Below are 15,263 nucleotides of genomic sequence, written 5' to 3' on the forward strand. Positions count from 1 at the left end.
TATATTTGATGTATTGATCGAGAGTTTTTCATAAGGTAAAGCATAATGATTAAAGATGGATTCATCGTGTTAGGGCTTCTATCAGCCATACTCATGAGTACGGGCTGTGATGAAACACGAGCCAGTAGCGACAGTGAGGTGAAAGCGGTAGCACTAGAAAATGCGGAAAAAGAAGTACAGTTACGTGGTAAGTTTAAAAGAAGCTTTGAAGTTCATGAGCTAGAATCTAATGGCAGTATTTACTATGTGTCAGATCCAAAGCAGCTATTAATAAAAGCGGCAAAAGGTATCAATCAAGACGGTTATTATAAATTTTTCGAAACTTGTATTGTTGGCAATGTCAGTGCTGTGGGTCAATACGGTCCTCTGGGTAAATATCAAAAGCAAATTACTGTTCGTGGCATTTGTGCTTAATTTTTAGTTTGGTTTTTTACTTTCTATCGCTTTCAATATTTTTTATGCAAGTTTCTGTCATACCCAGATATCACAGTTTAGTGGCTAATCTTTTCTGTCAGTACACCCATGCTATACAGTGTGAATGCAAAAATTGTTAGCGCGACAATCACTGGCGTAAACAACCAAATGACGACATTGATCAAAATTGATGGCAGCAAGCCGTTGAACAACTCAATATCTGGTGTAAAAAAGTCAGTCATTACATCGACTGCACGCTTGGCAATAGGAAAGAGCAAGGTGCTTAAGGCCAGCATATAAATATACTTGCTAAAGCTAGGGTCGCTCATGACTACCATGAAGTAGAACACTGAAAAATAAGTGATGCTTAACGCCCAGCATTTGAGAGTGTAACTTAAACGAATCATATCATGTCCTCCCCAAGCTTTCTGTGAATCAGACTAAGAATAACGCTGCTTCTATATATCTAAAATTTTAAATATACACTATATGTTATAATACGAATATATAGTATAGTCAACTGTTTTTTTTGATTTTTTACTTCAAACGATTAGGGCGTGTTTGATATTCGACCATGGCAAAAAATAGTCCTGTCTCTTCGAGCTGCTGCTAAAACTGCCCCCCCAGATCTATATAAGCAGTGCGTTGTAAACCTCGTTAAGGCATGAGCATTACCGTCGTTTTACGCCTTGTCTGAAACAGTTTTAGCGATCAGCAGCGCCTATTTGTGAATATCAAACACGCCCTAATACACATGTTCTTTTAATGAAACTGAATCATACTTTATATTAAACTTGACTATTGTTAGCTTCTGTAAGAAACTCAGTGGCTTTTGATTGTCGATTTAAATACCGAATATGGCGTCGTTATAGCCCAAAAATGAGGGTATAAAATAGATAGAAAGGAATGCCAACCATCCTATGGATAATTACATAATAAGACCGCAAGAGATTTATTTACTGGAGCGTTATAGCTCTACGGTGTACTTTGACGAGATGCGTGATGCCTTTGCTCATATGCTAGAGGCGGCTGAACAAGCATTAGAGCTATTTATGGGGGACTTGCCTAGCGATTATCGTAGTAGACCCATCAACCGGCAGCCTGATATCGTCTGGGGCGAGCGCGTACTACCTAATTTACGCAGCACCTTAGACGATCTTAATGTCGGTTATCAAGAGCTGTTAAAAGGAGATTTAATAGCAATAAGATATGGTGGTAATGTACAAAGTGATTTTCGCGCTATCAGTATGGATTATGATATTGACTGGATGCCAGAGCAGCAACAACTGGATTATGATAAATGGGAGCGACAAGCCAGCTTACGCGCTTTTAACATGAAAATAACCAGCTATTTTGGTTGGAAAATAGGAAGTCTGACTGAACGCTATACTAATGAATCAAGAGGATCGCTCAACCCACCCGAATCCTGGCCTATATATCGTTTAAACCCTCAATATACTGTTGAGTTAGATAAGATCGTCCCTGTGGCAGGTATTTATATACCAAATCGAGCAGATGCCAGTGCCCAAGTGCTACTAGACGGTATGTTAGCAAATGAAGCTTATGTCGGTTATGACCCCGAGACCATGCAAGCGGTCGGTATGGCACCAGTCACTTGGATGTTGGTTGAGCGTATTGCGGATAGTGGCGGTGGTAGCCATAATGTCGCACCAAAACGCTTACGCTGCGAGTCGGGTAAGCCCTGCTCATTCACAGGCTACTGGTGGTCACCATCAAGTAAAGATATCAAACACTTCAAAGCAGGCGACATCATGCCAAAGATGAAGCGACTTGAATGGCACACTATTTGGTATCTCAATGAAACCAATCAGTTGGATAATCAAAGCGATATTGACTATATCAAGGTAAAAAGGATTCGGTACGATAAAAGTCGTCAACTATGGAGTAGAGATGCATTTTTTATTATTATTATCGTAGATGTAATCATTTTGCTTTTTGTTGAACAAACCTGTGGAGCCGTTATCTATGGACAGTTATTACATGCTATTTATATGCAAATATTGTGTTTGTTTATGTTCGCGGATTCCAAATGGATGATAGCGTTGGCTAGGGCAGTGAATAGACAGCTAGCCACTATGAAAGTTGCTGCTTTTTTTATCATGTTAGGATCATTCTATCTATTTTTTCTTGCGACAAAAGGGGTGGTTTTTCAGAATGCCCTTAAATGGTGTGTTTAATTGGCTGAATAGAACACGTGTACAAATCCTAGATAATCATTCGTTGAGATTGATGAGGTAACGTTTCTAGCTTTTGATGACAAGGATTGGCAAGTAAATATCAGATGGGTAGTAGTGATATTAATTAACATTAGTTTGTTTTATTGGGTGATGATCGCATATAGTAATGAGCAGAAATTAGCTAATCGATAGTACATAGTAATTGAGTAAAAAATGATCTTACCCATCCCTCCCGTACCTCCTGTCGGTAAAATAATCAGTCGCCCTTATGAAGAAGCTATTCCTAATTTTAAAGAAAAAAATGGCAGTATTGATAGATTAAGTTCACTTATTCATGAAGTGAATCCAGACTATCTGCTATTTCATCCCAGTATTAACTCTATTCAAAATTTAGTTTTATTGGCATCCTATGCCTCACTATGGTTGTTTGGCCAATTTCTATTTCTTATTTATGCTATGTTTAATTCAGTAATAAAAGAAGGAGTCTTAGTCTATTATTTTTATGCAATTATATGTTTAGTAACTATTTCCATCAGTTTTTTTACTGCGCCTTTTTTGACTTTGAAACAACTTAAAGCCAAAAAATCTCGCTATCACAAAATATTACTGCTAAAACAAACACAACAGCTTGCTTATTACGAACATAACCGAAACCAAGAGCCTATTTTTCATTTAATTAACTACAGGGACATCACTGCCTCCGTGAGGCGTAATGAAGGTTTGGTCTATGAAGTACTGAATCTGCACGTTATTGATGAAACAACAGGAGAGCCAAGCTTATCTATTAATCTTGAAGACATGCAACTAAACCCCTACGACCAATGGACGTTTATCCGTACCTATATGGAACGTCCAGCAGACGAGCTACCGCTTGATCCTCGATATGCGCATGCCTGTCCGACAGATATCAGTACCTCGCTATTGGCTTGTGCTGATATTGCACAAGATAAGAAAGGCAAAGGCTTAACTGGTTTACGTCATGAAGTGACGATTATGGGTTGGTTGCGAGCCTGTACAGTTAGCTTTTTAGACTTAGCAGAAGGTAATATTTATCAATCTAGCGCCAATCCAGCATTACATCCTGAGGTGCAGCGTCGGCTCATGTGGGATGGAAAAAACAACCCATATAACGTATTGCCTGTCACCGCAGCGCGCCAAGCCGCTTTTGATAATAAAAATTCAAAGGTCAAACTAAAGTGGTACTCAGGTATAGCAGTGAATGCGACATGGTTTATCGGTTCGATATTGTATGTGATGTTGGTGATTGCTTAGATAAAAATGTGAGTATTCAGTGACCTGTTTTAAATGCTCAATTTTAAAAGACATGTTTTCAATGTTAATATTTGATAGGCTCACATTACCGTTTTTAAACTTTTACTGCTTTCTTATTCAAAATAAATACCAACACCGCACCCAATATCACCGCGCTTGCCACTACGAACTGCATGGTCAATTGCTCAGATAAAAACACCACGCCCAGTATGGCTGCAAGCACAGGTACACAGAGCTGTACCACTGCTGCTTGGGTGTTTTTTTAACAGTGGCATAGCCATATACCAAATGCTATAGCCCATACCTGATGCGATCGCCCCTGATGCACATGCCAACAGTATTCCTTTGATAGTGATATTACCTAAATTGACGTTTTCCAAGCCGATATTATCGAGATACACCATGCCGATTAATGACAGAATAGGAACAGCAACAAGGCTCCGAATAAAGTTAAAGCCGGTGGCGCATAGCGGTGACACACATGATTTGCCACGTATACTATATATACCCCAAGCCACACCACTGATTGCCATGAGCGTCGCTGCTAGTAACGAAGGCACTGCTGCTGACGGTAGCATCAAATAAATAAATCCGACCACTGCGACGATAAAGGCAGCCCATTGTAAGACGCTTAATTGTTCTTTTTTATAGATGCCCCAGCCAATCATCGTGAGCTGAACTGCTGAAAACAAAATCAATGCGCCAGTACCCGTGTCTAGTTCTACATAGGCAATCGAAAAGCAAAGTGCATAAATCACCAAGCTTGCACTACTAAGCCAACTGCCTTTATCATTCAAAATAGCCTCATAAGAGGTGCTACCTAGATTGAGCGCTTGACGTCGTAATCGATAGGTATAGACCGTCATGATGATAGCTAAACAAACAGCCGCACTCACCAAGCGAATGATCGTAAAGCTCCAGGCATCTATATAGCCTGCTGCTAGCGCCATTCTTCCAAAAAGAGAGTTGGCGGCAAATGCGATCAATGCGATAACAGTATAGAGCGTAGCTTTCAAGGTAATTCCTACTATGAATAAGTTGATTTTGAAATAGGCGAGCAGATGATTTTAACGTTAATTTTTTAGATATATTTTTATAACAGCTAATCATCGTTTATCGGAAATGAGGGCTGGCACTCTAAAAATCCAGTTGATAGCTATCTCACAAGGAACGATATTTTGTCGTACTTGCGACAAAAAGTCTCTTTTAAATTAGAATAACGATAGTTGCATTGATGATAAGGCTTATGAGTGAAATAAGTGGTCAAAATTACTATCGGCAACCTTTCAATAGTTTCAATCAACTAGTCAATCAATCAAATAAAAAAGATACGCAGGAAACGATAACATGGATTGGGCAGGTATTTTTATTTATGACACAACGTGGGCATTTGCACTTGAAATATTAGTACGTGTCACCGTCATGTTTGTGCTCATTATTTTATTTTTACGCTTTACGGGCAAGCGTGGTGTCCGTCAGTTGTCAATCTTTGAGTTAACCATCATTTTATCACTGGGCTCTATCGCAGGTGATCCAATGTTTACGCAAGACCTGCCAATTATTCAGGCAGTGCTGATTATGGGCTCGGTCATTTTTCTTTATCGACTGTGCACATGGGCCATGATGAAATTTCAGCCGTTCGAAGATTTACTAGAGGGTAAGTCGCTATACATTGTCGAAGATGGGTTGTTAGTACTAGAAAAGATTAAAAAGGGCAAGATGTCGCATGATGAGTTTTTTGCTGAAATGCGTCAACAAGGCGTTGAGCATTTAGGTCAAGTGCGTACGGGGCTTCTGGAAACAGATGGCAATTTTAGTATCTTATTATACCCACCCGAAAACACAGGCTATGGCATGCCACTTTTCCCCAAACAGTACCAGCCAGTCGAGCAAGTAGAGTCAGGCGTTTATTATGCTTGTATGCATTGTGGCTATATTGACACTATCTCTAACGCTCATCAGCTGTGTATACGCTGTGAGGATGACTGTCGAAACTGGGCAACAGCGTTGAAGAGCGAAATTGTGAGATGAGAAAATGCTTGGGCTGTTCTCTGTATTTTTATGCAGACCTATTACACAGATAGGAACAGCCCAAATTTCAATTGTTTAAGGTGTCATTCTTTCTAGATATTTTGATGAACTTAGGCGACTTTATACCAGTCAATTTTACGAGTCATGACCATCACGCAGGCTAGCAGTACAAAGCAGAATACGGCACCCAGTAATAAATTCATGTCTTCTGTGGTGAGAATACCAAAAAATGATGCGTACAATCCTGCCAGTGTGGCAGTAAAAATTACCGCTCGTTTTACACCGCCGAGTACATAATAAGTATACCAGCCAATGAGCCCGACACAGGCGCTAGCAGCAATGGCGTACGCTTTCCAAAACACTATTTGCTCAGCAAGCGGTAGCAACAACACGTAAAAAACGAATAACGCACAACCGACTAATAGGTACTGGATAGGGTGGATACGGCTGGATTTAATCACTTCAAATAAGAAGAAAGTGCCAAACGATACTAGGATTAATAATAGAGCGTATTTCATCGTTCGTTGGGTTTGCAAATACACATCATTGGGCTCGGCAAAACTAACCCCAAAGCTGTTGAGGCGCATACTATCAGGCATTGCACCACCTTCTACTGCAATCAAGTCATTGCGAGACATCGACTGACTGCTGGTATCAAGGCTGGCTTGACTCGTAACAGCACACTCATTATTGGCGCTACCGATACAATGTGATAAATATTGGTTGTTAGTGACGGATAAATATTGATTCTGCCAATTGGCTTCAAACCCTTTCGTGGTGAACTTTTTGGCATTCGGAAGGGCTTTGCCAATGAAGTTGGGTGCATGCCAGTTACTGCGCATGGTTAGGCTAAAGTTCTGTCCAGTAGGGACAGTATTTAAATTGCTAATACCTGCTAAAGGTAAGTCTACTATGATACTAATCGCTTGAGTACTTTCGGTATCGGATGGCTGGTTGGTCAAGTCTGTACCAGATAATGTTTCGTTATCCTGAGGGCTAGCAACAGGCTTCGCTGGACGGTTCAATACATCTTGAGGAATGGCCACCTCTACATAGGTTAGCTCTTTCAGCATAGGTGTCTGTGGATATGTTGCTTGTATTGATTTATTGTCAATGGTCACTGTCGGTAGTGTCGCTACACCGCGTAGGTCTGATACAGGAATAATTAATTTGGCTTTATTCCAGTGAATGATGGTTTTTTCAGGTTTTATTTTATTGATAAATGGGTTTGTAGCGCTATCGACTGAATCTGATGCTTGGTTATTCGTATTATTAGGCTCGTTTAAGCTACTTAAGGTTGAATCAAAAGTATAGTTTTGGTCAAATTTCAGCGCACCGTTATAACTGGTCGCATGATAAACACCGCGCTTATAGGTGTCCGTGTTTACCTCAAGATCTTGAGCTGCTTGGGTTTGATTGGCAAAAACAGTTTCAATTTTTGAGTAGGAGGCGGCGCAGTTACTGGTTGCTTCGGACCCTGTAATCTCACATTCAGGTGTGACCGTGGTCGGAATGGCGATAAATGGCGTAATGACTTCTTGCGGGTTGACGTGCTGTTGAGCGATTTCTCTGATAACCGACTCTGAATAACTTTGCCTCTCATAGATGACCGAGCCAATCATGTTGAGACCAACGGCAAACAGAACACACAGCCCCGCGATGATGGATAATTTAATCAGTAGTGTCTTTTGCATGGGAGCTCCTCATATAAATCTCTAGTCCAAAACTGTCAATACAACAGTCAGCAGGTTTAAAGAAAAGGATAGAGGAGGGATGAAGAAAAAATATGTAAGAACAGTGGAGAGTGTGTGGAAAGTCGTATTAAGTTCAATTTAAAAGCTGATTTATATGTTTGTTAGTATTTATAGAATTATTATAGTTAAGTTAATCTATATTAATTTTTAATTCAACTATTGTTTATTTAGATATCATCCTTATATAGGTAGTACAAGAAAACAAACAGTATTAAGGAGATAGATTTGAATAGACCTACATCAGAATTGTGTATGATTGCTGCAGCGGGAGGTGGTATTAAAATGTCATCAGATAGAGCAACTCCAGATCTGTGTACTATTGCAAAAGCACTTAGTAATGGAGCAAAGCTCGTTATTACAGAAGCCTCTAAAAAGACTACACCTGATTTATGTATGATTGCTAAAGCAGGGGCAGGTAAAGTCGTATTTGAGTTCGTTTAGCTAAAAATTGTACTAAATTCATTCAATAGAAAGATAAGCTGTGGTAGGAGGGTTTTGGCTTATTAAAGCTTATCTTTTATCCAATAAAGCCATTCGGTCACTTGCCGAACGCGATCTTCTCTATCACCACCGATACGACGAAACGGCTTTTGATGGCGAGTCAGCTGGCTTGCAAAATAGTCGCTTATCTCATCACGTTGATGCGGGCTATCTCGTAAATCGTCGGCGACCCACGGGGTATCTACTTCGGTTAATAAAATTAAATCATAATGATGCACCACTGCCACTTGCTGAAGGGCAGCAGGGCAGTCGCCATAGTACCAATTGGAGTAGACCATGAGCTCAAACAGACTGGTATCACAAAACAGATAATGGCTGCTATTGGATGATTGAGCGACTTGTTTGGCGAGCGTGTTTTCTAACGCTATTTGACCTTGTGCGATAGGTAGCAAATCATCCCACGTACAAGTCAGCTGTTCGTCATCCCACTTTGCTTGTAAGTAGGTGCGCATATATTCTGATACCCAAGGGCCATCAAAATGTGTGGCCAAATCCCGACATAAGGTCGTCTTGCCAGTGCTTTCTGCACCTAAGATCGCGACCTTGATGACCGATTTAGGCGTATGCTGCACGAGGTTGTACGCGGTAGCGTCGCTGCCATTCATAATAAGCCCAGATTGCGATAAGAGTGAAGGCTACATATTGTAGCGCGGTAAAGGTAAAACCTTTATAAAAGTATAGTGGTACAGATATCGCATCGGCGATGATCCATAGTATCCAATGCTCGATTTTACGCCGTGCCATGAGCCACATGGCCATCAAAAATAGCGCTGTGGTGAGCATATCGGTATAGTCGATCCATGTAAATAAATGCAAACCAAGCACTGCACCATCGAAGCTAAAACCATTGTTAATGACTGGACGGAAATAATAAATCAGCGCCACAAACCCCATCGTTCCTGCTGCCAAAGCAGAGAGTATAGGTATATCGCCTGCATGCAAATGCTCAATATGAACATTATTGGCATCGTTTGACGGCTTATGCTCGACAGATTGAGCTCTCTTATTTTTTGACCAGTTAATCCAGCCATACAAGCTCATTACCGTATAGTAGGCGTTGATGAACATATCGCCAAACAACTGCCATTTCCACAGTAGATACACAAATATAGCGGTGCTGACTAAGCCAATAGGAAAGACCAAAATATTGGTTCTGCTGGCAAGTAAGACACTTGCTACACCGAAGATGACAGCAATCAATTCTAGAACAATGAATACAGTGGTGTAGTCAGCGTATTGACCAAATAACCAGTTAAGAAGTTCTGCCATTATTATTTCCACATAGAGGTTTTTGTTGAATGGTACAGAATAAAAAGGCGCCAATTATAGCGTAGCTGTTGCAAAAACCCGTCAGTCTTTGCTTGTTTTTCGCAACAAACAGGTTATTTGTAACAAAGTATTAGAAAAATTATAATATTCAGGCATAATAAAGCCACTGATTTTAAGTTTACAGTTATTCACCGAAAGTAAATGGCTGTTATTTTTCAACCTTTATGCTTATTCCAAGCACTATAGTAGTAGACAAGGAAGCTTATCATGACGACTTGTATCACAGGCACAGGCCTATACATCCCACCTTATAGCATCAGCAATGAAGAGTTAGTAGCGTCATTTAACCAGTATGTTGAAAATTATAATACAAAGCATGCTGACGAGATAGCGGCAGAGACAGTGACTGCACTTCAGCCTTCATCAGCGGCCTTTATTGAAAAAGTGTCTGGCATCAAATCACGTTATGTGATGGAAAAAGACGGTATCTTAGACCCTGAAATCATGGCACCAGTGATTCGTTATCGTCATTTGGGTGAAGAGCTGTCTATCATGGCAGAAATGGGCGCTGCCGCGTTAAGAGATGCTTTGGCTGATGCAGGATTAGAAGCCAATGATTTGGATGGTATCATCCTTGCTTGCTCGAACTTTCAGCGTACTTATCCAGCAGTTGCCATCGAGATTCAAAACGAGATTGGTATGATTGGTGGTTTTGCTTATGACATGAATGTCGCCTGTAGTGCAGCGACCTTTGGTCTATCACAAGCCCATGGATCTATCGTCTCTGGTCTGGCCAAGCGCATCGCTGTGGTCAACGTAGAGATTACCTCAGCGCATCTGAACTGGCGCAACCGTGACAGCCACTTTATCTTTGGTGATGTGGCCACTGCGTCTATCGTCGAAGAATTGGATACACCAAGAGGTTACGAGATTCTAAACGCTAAGCTATTCACGCAATTTTCGACCAATATCAAAAACGAATACGGCTTTATGGATCGTTCGGAGTTTTTGGCCGCACAGACTGAGATGTATCCAGATATCAAAGAACCTGTTACTGACAAGTTATTTTTGCAAAATGGTCGCAAAGTATTCCGTGAAGTTTGTCCGAAGGTGTCAGAGGTCATTACTGAGCACTTGCAAGAAAACAACATAGCAACGTCTGACATCAAGATGATGTGGCTACATCAAGCCAATGCCAATATGTTGGATCTGATTTTACGCACGGTCGTCGGTAAAGAAGCCGATAAAGCCATCGTGCCAAGCGTCATTGCTGAATTTGCCAATACCAGTTCAGCCAGTCCAATGATTGTCTTCCATCGCTATAAAGATGATCTAGCGTCAGGCGATTTGGGCGTTATTTGCTCATTCGGTGCGGGTTACTCTATTGGTTCAGTATTGGTTCGTAAGGTGTAATTTTTAGTTTTAAGCCTTTTATCCTGATAAAAATAGCTGAGACACTTCTTGGCTATTTTTTTTGTCTGTTAATTTTGTGATGGAAACTGAGTAGCTCCATTTAAGAATAAAGAGAAATATTTGAAAATATAATGGCAAGAATGATGAGAATATCAACAAGAATGCTTAGAGGTTTTAATTTACCCCAAAAAATTTGCTATAATCACGCTCTTATTCCCCTCATTTAATTAAAAGTCCTTTTATGAAAGAATCCTTACGCCTGCGTTTAGACCAGATGGTAGACCGTTATGAAGAGGTTACCGCTTTATTATCCGATCCTAGTGTCATCAGTGATAATAACAAATTTCGTGAATTGTCTGTCGAGCACAGCGATTTGATGGATATCACGACGTTGTGGCAAAATTATGTGGGTGCAGAAACGGATCAGGCCGATGCAGAAGCTATGTTAGCCGATGCAACAGATCCTGACATGAAAGAGATGATGATCGATGAGATTGATAGTGCGCGTGATACCATCGCCCAGATGGAAGAGGCGCTCAATCTCATGATGCTACCAAAAGATCCTAATGACAAAGTGCCAGCATTTTTGGAGATTCGTGCAGGTACGGGTGGCGACGAGGCAGCGATTTTCTCTGGTGATTTGTTCCGCATGTATCAAAAATACGCGCAAAGCCAGGGTTGGACCATGGAAGTATTGTCTGCCAGCGAAGGCGAGCATGGCGGCTACAAAGAGATCATCACTCGCGTATCAGGCAACAGCGTCTACGGTCGCTTAAAGTTCGAATCTGGCGTACACCGTGTGCAGCGTGTGCCTGAAACCGAGAGCCAAGGCCGCGTTCATACCTCAGCTTGTACCGTTGCGGTCATGCCTGAAGTTGAGATTGATGATACAGTAGATCTAAACCCAGCCGATATTCGCTTTGATACCTTCCGTTCAAGCGGCGCTGGTGGTCAGCACGTCAACACCACCGATTCAGCGGTACGTTTGACCCATATTCCGACAGGCACAGTCGCAGAGTGTCAACAAGAGCGTAGCCAACATAAAAACCGTGCCCAAGCGATGAAAATGCTTATCTCACGTATTCAGCAAGTGAAAGTACAAGCACAAGTCGATGTTGCTGATTCGATGCGCCGCGATTTAATCGGCAGTGGCGACCGTAGTGAGCGTATTCGAACTTACAACTTCCCGCAAGGTCGCATGACCGACCACCGTATTAACCTAACGCTTTATAAGCTCGACTCTATCATGGAAGGCGACTTGGATGAGATACTTGACTCACTACTACGTGAGCATCAGGCGGATCTGATGGCGAGTATTGGTGGCGGTGACTAGGAGCCAATCCTACACAAAGTGGGCAGTTTGATTGCCCTTCATCACGATGTCAGTTTTTATAACAATAAATATTGATTTAATTTTTCTGTTTTCGTTTATCCATTTAATTACCTAAAAATATTGAGAGTGTTATGTCAAAGCACAATAATCAGAACCAAGATCAAACCCCAGTCGTAGAAGATGCTAACGAGCTAATCGCACAACTGCAAGCCAAGCTAGATGATATCAGTGCTTCAGGTAAACAGCCGTATCCTAATACGTTCAAACGCACTGATTATGCGCAAGACTTACAAACAGCTTTTGATGGTGTATCAAAGCAAGAGATTGAAGAAAAAGCGGCGAATGGCGAAAAGACACAGGTTAACGTAGCAGGTCGAGTCATGCTCAACCGTGGATCATTCATTGTGATCCAAGATATGACTGGTCGTATTCAGTTGTATGTGGCACGTAAAGAGCTTGATGACGAGACGCGTGCGAGCATCAAATCACTAGATTTGGGCGACATCGTTGGGGTGTCAGGCTATATCGGTCGTTCAGGCAAAGGTGATTTGTATGTGCATATCGAAGAAATCACGCTGCTAACCAAATCACTACGCCCAATGCCAAACAAATTCCATGGTTTGGCTGATATAGAAGCCCGCTATCGCAATCGTCATCTTGATTTGATGACCAATGAGACAACTCGCGATACCTTTATGGTTCGCAGTCAGATTGTTAGCGGGATTCGTCAATTTATGCTAAATGAGCGTTTTATGGAAGTTGAAACGCCAATGATGCATCCGATTCCAGGTGGTGCAGTAGCACGTCCATTCGTGACGCATCATAATGCTTTGGACATGCCATTATACTTACGTATCGCGCCTGAGCTGTATCTGAAGCGCTTAGTGGTCGGTGGTTTTGAGCGAGTTTTTGAGATTAACCGCAGTTTCCGTAACGAAGGTGTCTCTACCCGTCATAATCCTGAATTCACCATGATTGAGTTTTATCAAGCATACGCTGATTATCATGATTTAATGGATTTGACAGAGCGCTTGTTCAATCAACTAGCAACCGATGTATTGGGCACGACAGAGCTGACTTATCAAGAAGAAGCCATTAGCCTAAAAGCACCATTTGCTCGTTTGTCGATGTCTGATGCGATTGCAAAATATGCAGAAAACTTCGATATGGCGCGTATCAATGATCGCGAATATCTAGCAGAGTACACCTCAACGGTACTTAAGCAGCAAGTAAAAGATGTGTTTGGTGTGGGTAAACTGCAAACCATCATTTTTGAAGAAACCGCTGAGCATCAGTTGCGTCAGCCAACGTTCATCACTGAGTATCCAGCTGAGACATCACCACTAGCGCGCCGTAGTGATGACAATCCTGAGATTACCGATCGTTTTGAATTGTTTGTTGGTGGTCGTGAATTGGCCAATGGCTTTAGCGAGCTCAATGATCCAGCAGATCAAGCTGAGCGCTTCCGTGGCCAAGTTGCTGAAAAAGACGCTGGCGATGATGAGGCCATGCATTTTGACGAAGAGTATATCGAAGCATTGTCTTATGGTCTGCCACCGACAGCAGGTGAGGGTATTGGTATTGATCGTCTAGTGATGTTATTTACTGACTCTGCCAGCATTCGTGATGTGATTTTATTTCCACACATGCGCCGCAAAATCGAAAGCTAAAGTGGATTTGCTTGCCATAAATCCATACTGGCACTCAACGGAATATAAAAGAGCTTTTACCTATGTTGGAAAAATGGGTGTGAGCTTTTTTATGCTACCTCGTTTATAGGGACGTTATGGATACTCAGCAATCCTCACATTCGCTTTGGCAAAAAATGATTCAACAAAGCTATTTGTCTTTATACGAATTATCTGACGATACACTCGCTGACCCTGAAATTTTTCAGGGTTACGATTTTGTTTTCAGATTCTCTAGAGCGACTATTTATCTCATCGTCAATGATGTAGTGGTGCAAGCCAATAAGCAAGAAGTGGATAGTGCGCAAGTTCGGGAGTGGAGAAAAGCAGTTGTTAATCAATTAATCAAACGGCATGCCCAGATTTATCAAAGAAACGAGACGTTGGTTGCAGAGAGAGCAGCGGCGCTAGCGGATAAAAATGTTTATTTTATCGGCTTAACGTCACTGTCTATCAAGCATCACGATGCTCAATCAAAGTCATCCTCTTATACGGTTGGTTATGAGTATGGCAGTCGGTTTTTTGCTGAAGACTGTGTTCTAGATTTGGACGATGATCGGCGTGTTTTACAAGTATTTAGTCATCAAAACTTCGCTGACATACTCAACCAATTAGTAACGCCAAGTGATTTGACGGCGTTTTTAGATTTTCATCGTGGTCAGTTGACCAACTCTGAACCGTTTCAAAACGAATCGATATTACTAAAACAGTTTTTGCAGTCGCCTAACTTTCATCATAGAGCGATCAAAGTCCAAGTGCAGTTACTGAATAATGAGTTAATCGATCAGATTGAACACCGTTTGCTGCAAGTTATAGAACCGAATCAGGCGGTATTTGCCAATACATTAATGGCAGAGGTTCAAAAAAATACGCGGATGTGGTACAAGCTGTTCAATAGTGTGATCGAACGTTATCACGAAGCTGGGCAGCCATTGCACAAAGAGCAGATCGATATTTTGGCTGATGAGTCAATGTATACCTATGCGTGTTTGGTAGAAAAAATATTAGCGTATAGAACCATCGATCAAGACTCTCGCTGGAATGGTTATGTTTGTCATGAGCATTCTTATCATATATTTGGACGCCATTATTTGATGGTGTTTTATGCGCAAGACGATAGCAGCCTGTTGAGTGCCGCGCATGTTCGCCTGTCTCACCAAGACTTACTGTCAGACCTAAATGCCCAACTACAGGAGCCAGTAATGGACGATTTGTTTTTGCTTGGCGTAGAGTTCAGACCGTGTGAGGACAGCGTAAATACTGAAGTGTATTTGGATGTTTTTCATCAAGTGGGTTCAATTATTGATGCAAGCACTCAGCGTTTGCATGAACGACTGGCACAACTACAAGCTCAGTTATGATTTGACCCTAAAATAGATCGCTGGCTTGA

At 41.5% G+C, this 15,263-nt stretch carries 14 protein-coding genes; 9 read left to right on the forward strand and 5 right to left on the reverse strand.

Annotated elements, in window-relative coordinates; translation table 11 throughout:
- Positions 1 to 45 precede the first annotated feature (45 nt).
- On the forward strand, positions 46 to 414 hold the full coding sequence (locus QL982_RS03870) for a hypothetical protein (RefSeq protein ID WP_290161437.1): 369 nt from the start codon (positions 46 to 48) through the stop codon (positions 412 to 414).
- A gap of 77 nt (positions 415 to 491) precedes the next feature.
- Here QL982_RS03870 and QL982_RS03875 read toward each other — a convergent pair whose 3' ends face one another.
- Positions 492 to 821: a hypothetical protein gene (locus tag QL982_RS03875; protein WP_290161436.1), complete on the reverse strand. Its 330-nt coding sequence runs from the start codon at positions 819 to 821 to the stop codon at positions 492 to 494.
- Between the two features lie 513 nt (positions 822 to 1,334).
- On the opposite strand from QL982_RS03875, the gene QL982_RS03880 reads away from it, so the two are divergent.
- Together QL982_RS03880 and QL982_RS03885 are read left to right on the forward strand one after the other, a co-directional pair.
- The gene (locus QL982_RS03880; RefSeq protein ID WP_290161434.1) at positions 1,335 to 2,612 is read left to right on the forward strand and encodes a hypothetical protein; all 1,278 of its coding nucleotides are present in this window, start codon (positions 1,335 to 1,337) and stop codon (positions 2,610 to 2,612) included.
- 702 nt (positions 2,613 to 3,314) lie between these two features.
- Positions 3,315 to 3,884 carry a hypothetical protein gene (locus tag QL982_RS03885; protein WP_290190170.1) on the forward strand — a complete coding sequence of 190 codons (570 nt, stop codon included), beginning with the start codon at positions 3,315 to 3,317 and terminating at the stop codon, positions 3,882 to 3,884.
- 185 nt (positions 3,885 to 4,069) lie between these two features.
- On the opposite strand, the gene QL982_RS03890 is transcribed toward QL982_RS03885, so the two are convergent.
- Positions 4,070 to 4,900: an EamA family transporter gene (locus tag QL982_RS03890; protein WP_290190171.1), complete on the reverse strand. Its 831-nt coding sequence runs from the start codon at positions 4,898 to 4,900 to the stop codon at positions 4,070 to 4,072.
- A 331-nt stretch (positions 4,901 to 5,231) separates the two neighbouring features.
- On the opposite strand from QL982_RS03890, the gene QL982_RS03895 reads away from it, so the two are divergent.
- A complete protein-coding gene (locus QL982_RS03895; protein ID WP_290164941.1) occupies positions 5,232 to 5,915 on the forward strand; it encodes a YetF domain-containing protein in 684 nt (227 codons plus the stop codon).
- A 110-nt stretch (positions 5,916 to 6,025) separates the two neighbouring features.
- Here the strand turns inward: QL982_RS03895 and creD are convergent, their stop codons facing one another.
- Positions 6,026 to 7,609, reverse strand: coding sequence for a cell envelope integrity protein CreD (creD, locus tag QL982_RS03900; RefSeq protein ID WP_290164939.1), 1,584 nt, complete (start codon positions 7,607 to 7,609; stop codon positions 6,026 to 6,028).
- 285 nt (positions 7,610 to 7,894) lie between these two features.
- On the opposite strand from creD, the gene QL982_RS03905 reads away from it, so the two are divergent.
- Positions 7,895 to 8,110 (forward strand): hypothetical protein, encoded by a 216-nt coding sequence (locus QL982_RS03905; protein ID WP_290164938.1) that lies wholly within the window; start codon positions 7,895 to 7,897, stop codon positions 8,108 to 8,110.
- Positions 8,111 to 8,172: 62 nt separating this feature from the next.
- Here QL982_RS03905 and QL982_RS03910 read toward each other — a convergent pair whose 3' ends face one another.
- Together QL982_RS03910 and pnuC are read right to left on the reverse strand one after the other, a co-directional pair.
- On the reverse strand, positions 8,173 to 8,775 hold the full coding sequence (locus tag QL982_RS03910; protein WP_290164937.1) for an ATP-binding protein: 603 nt from the start codon (positions 8,773 to 8,775) through the stop codon (positions 8,173 to 8,175).
- Entirely contained in the window at positions 8,726 to 9,439 is a 714-nt protein-coding gene (pnuC, locus tag QL982_RS03915) for a nicotinamide riboside transporter PnuC (protein ID WP_290164936.1), read from the reverse strand. The genes QL982_RS03910 and pnuC overlap by 50 nt, the downstream gene beginning before the upstream one ends.
- A 267-nt stretch (positions 9,440 to 9,706) precedes the next feature.
- Between pnuC and QL982_RS03920 the strand changes: the two genes are divergently transcribed.
- The 4 genes from QL982_RS03920 (at position 9,707) to QL982_RS03935 (ending at position 15,234) form a co-directional block, all read left to right on the forward strand.
- Positions 9,707 to 10,852: a beta-ketoacyl-ACP synthase III gene (locus QL982_RS03920; RefSeq protein WP_290164935.1), complete on the forward strand. Its 1,146-nt coding sequence runs from the start codon at positions 9,707 to 9,709 to the stop codon at positions 10,850 to 10,852.
- 241 nt (positions 10,853 to 11,093) lie between these two features.
- The gene (gene prfA / locus QL982_RS03925) at positions 11,094 to 12,185 is read left to right on the forward strand and encodes a peptide chain release factor 1 (protein ID WP_290164934.1); all 1,092 of its coding nucleotides are present in this window, start codon (positions 11,094 to 11,096) and stop codon (positions 12,183 to 12,185) included.
- A 131-nt stretch (positions 12,186 to 12,316) separates the two neighbouring features.
- Positions 12,317 to 13,855 carry a lysine--tRNA ligase gene (lysS, locus tag QL982_RS03930; protein ID WP_290164933.1) on the forward strand — a complete coding sequence of 513 codons (1,539 nt, stop codon included), beginning with the start codon at positions 12,317 to 12,319 and terminating at the stop codon, positions 13,853 to 13,855.
- 116 nt (positions 13,856 to 13,971) lie between these two features.
- Complete coding sequence (locus tag QL982_RS03935) at positions 13,972 to 15,234, forward strand: hypothetical protein (RefSeq protein ID WP_290164932.1); 1,263 nt, start codon at positions 13,972 to 13,974, stop codon at positions 15,232 to 15,234.
- Positions 15,235 to 15,263 lie beyond the last annotated feature (29 nt).

This window comes from Psychrobacter sp. 5A.1 (assembly GCF_030407455.1).
In the GTDB taxonomy this organism is placed as follows: domain Bacteria; phylum Pseudomonadota; class Gammaproteobacteria; order Pseudomonadales; family Moraxellaceae; genus Psychrobacter.

What these genes read in the sequence shown, in the direction of transcription:
- QL982_RS03870 (WP_290161437.1), top strand. Translation starts at nt 46, where the DNA reads ATGATTAAAGATGGATTCATCGTGTTAGGGCTTCTATCAGCCATACTC.
- QL982_RS03875 (WP_290161436.1), bottom strand. Translation starts at nt 821, where the DNA reads ATGATTCGTTTAAGTTACACTCTCAAATGCTGGGCGTTAAGCATCACT.
- QL982_RS03880 (WP_290161434.1), top strand. Translation starts at nt 1,335, where the DNA reads ATGGATAATTACATAATAAGACCGCAAGAGATTTATTTACTGGAGCGT.
- QL982_RS03895 (WP_290164941.1), top strand. Translation starts at nt 5,232, where the DNA reads ATGGATTGGGCAGGTATTTTTATTTATGACACAACGTGGGCATTTGCA.
- creD (WP_290164939.1), bottom strand. Translation starts at nt 7,609, where the DNA reads ATGCAAAAGACACTACTGATTAAATTATCCATCATCGCGGGGCTGTGT.
- QL982_RS03910 (WP_290164937.1), bottom strand. Translation starts at nt 8,775, where the DNA reads ATGAATGGCAGCGACGCTACCGCGTACAACCTCGTGCAGCATACGCCT.
- pnuC (WP_290164936.1), bottom strand. Translation starts at nt 9,439, where the DNA reads ATGGCAGAACTTCTTAACTGGTTATTTGGTCAATACGCTGACTACACC.
- QL982_RS03920 (WP_290164935.1), top strand. Translation starts at nt 9,707, where the DNA reads ATGACGACTTGTATCACAGGCACAGGCCTATACATCCCACCTTATAGC.
- prfA (WP_290164934.1), top strand. Translation starts at nt 11,094, where the DNA reads ATGAAAGAATCCTTACGCCTGCGTTTAGACCAGATGGTAGACCGTTAT.
- lysS (WP_290164933.1), top strand. Translation starts at nt 12,317, where the DNA reads ATGTCAAAGCACAATAATCAGAACCAAGATCAAACCCCAGTCGTAGAA.
- QL982_RS03935 (WP_290164932.1), top strand. Translation starts at nt 13,972, where the DNA reads ATGGATACTCAGCAATCCTCACATTCGCTTTGGCAAAAAATGATTCAA.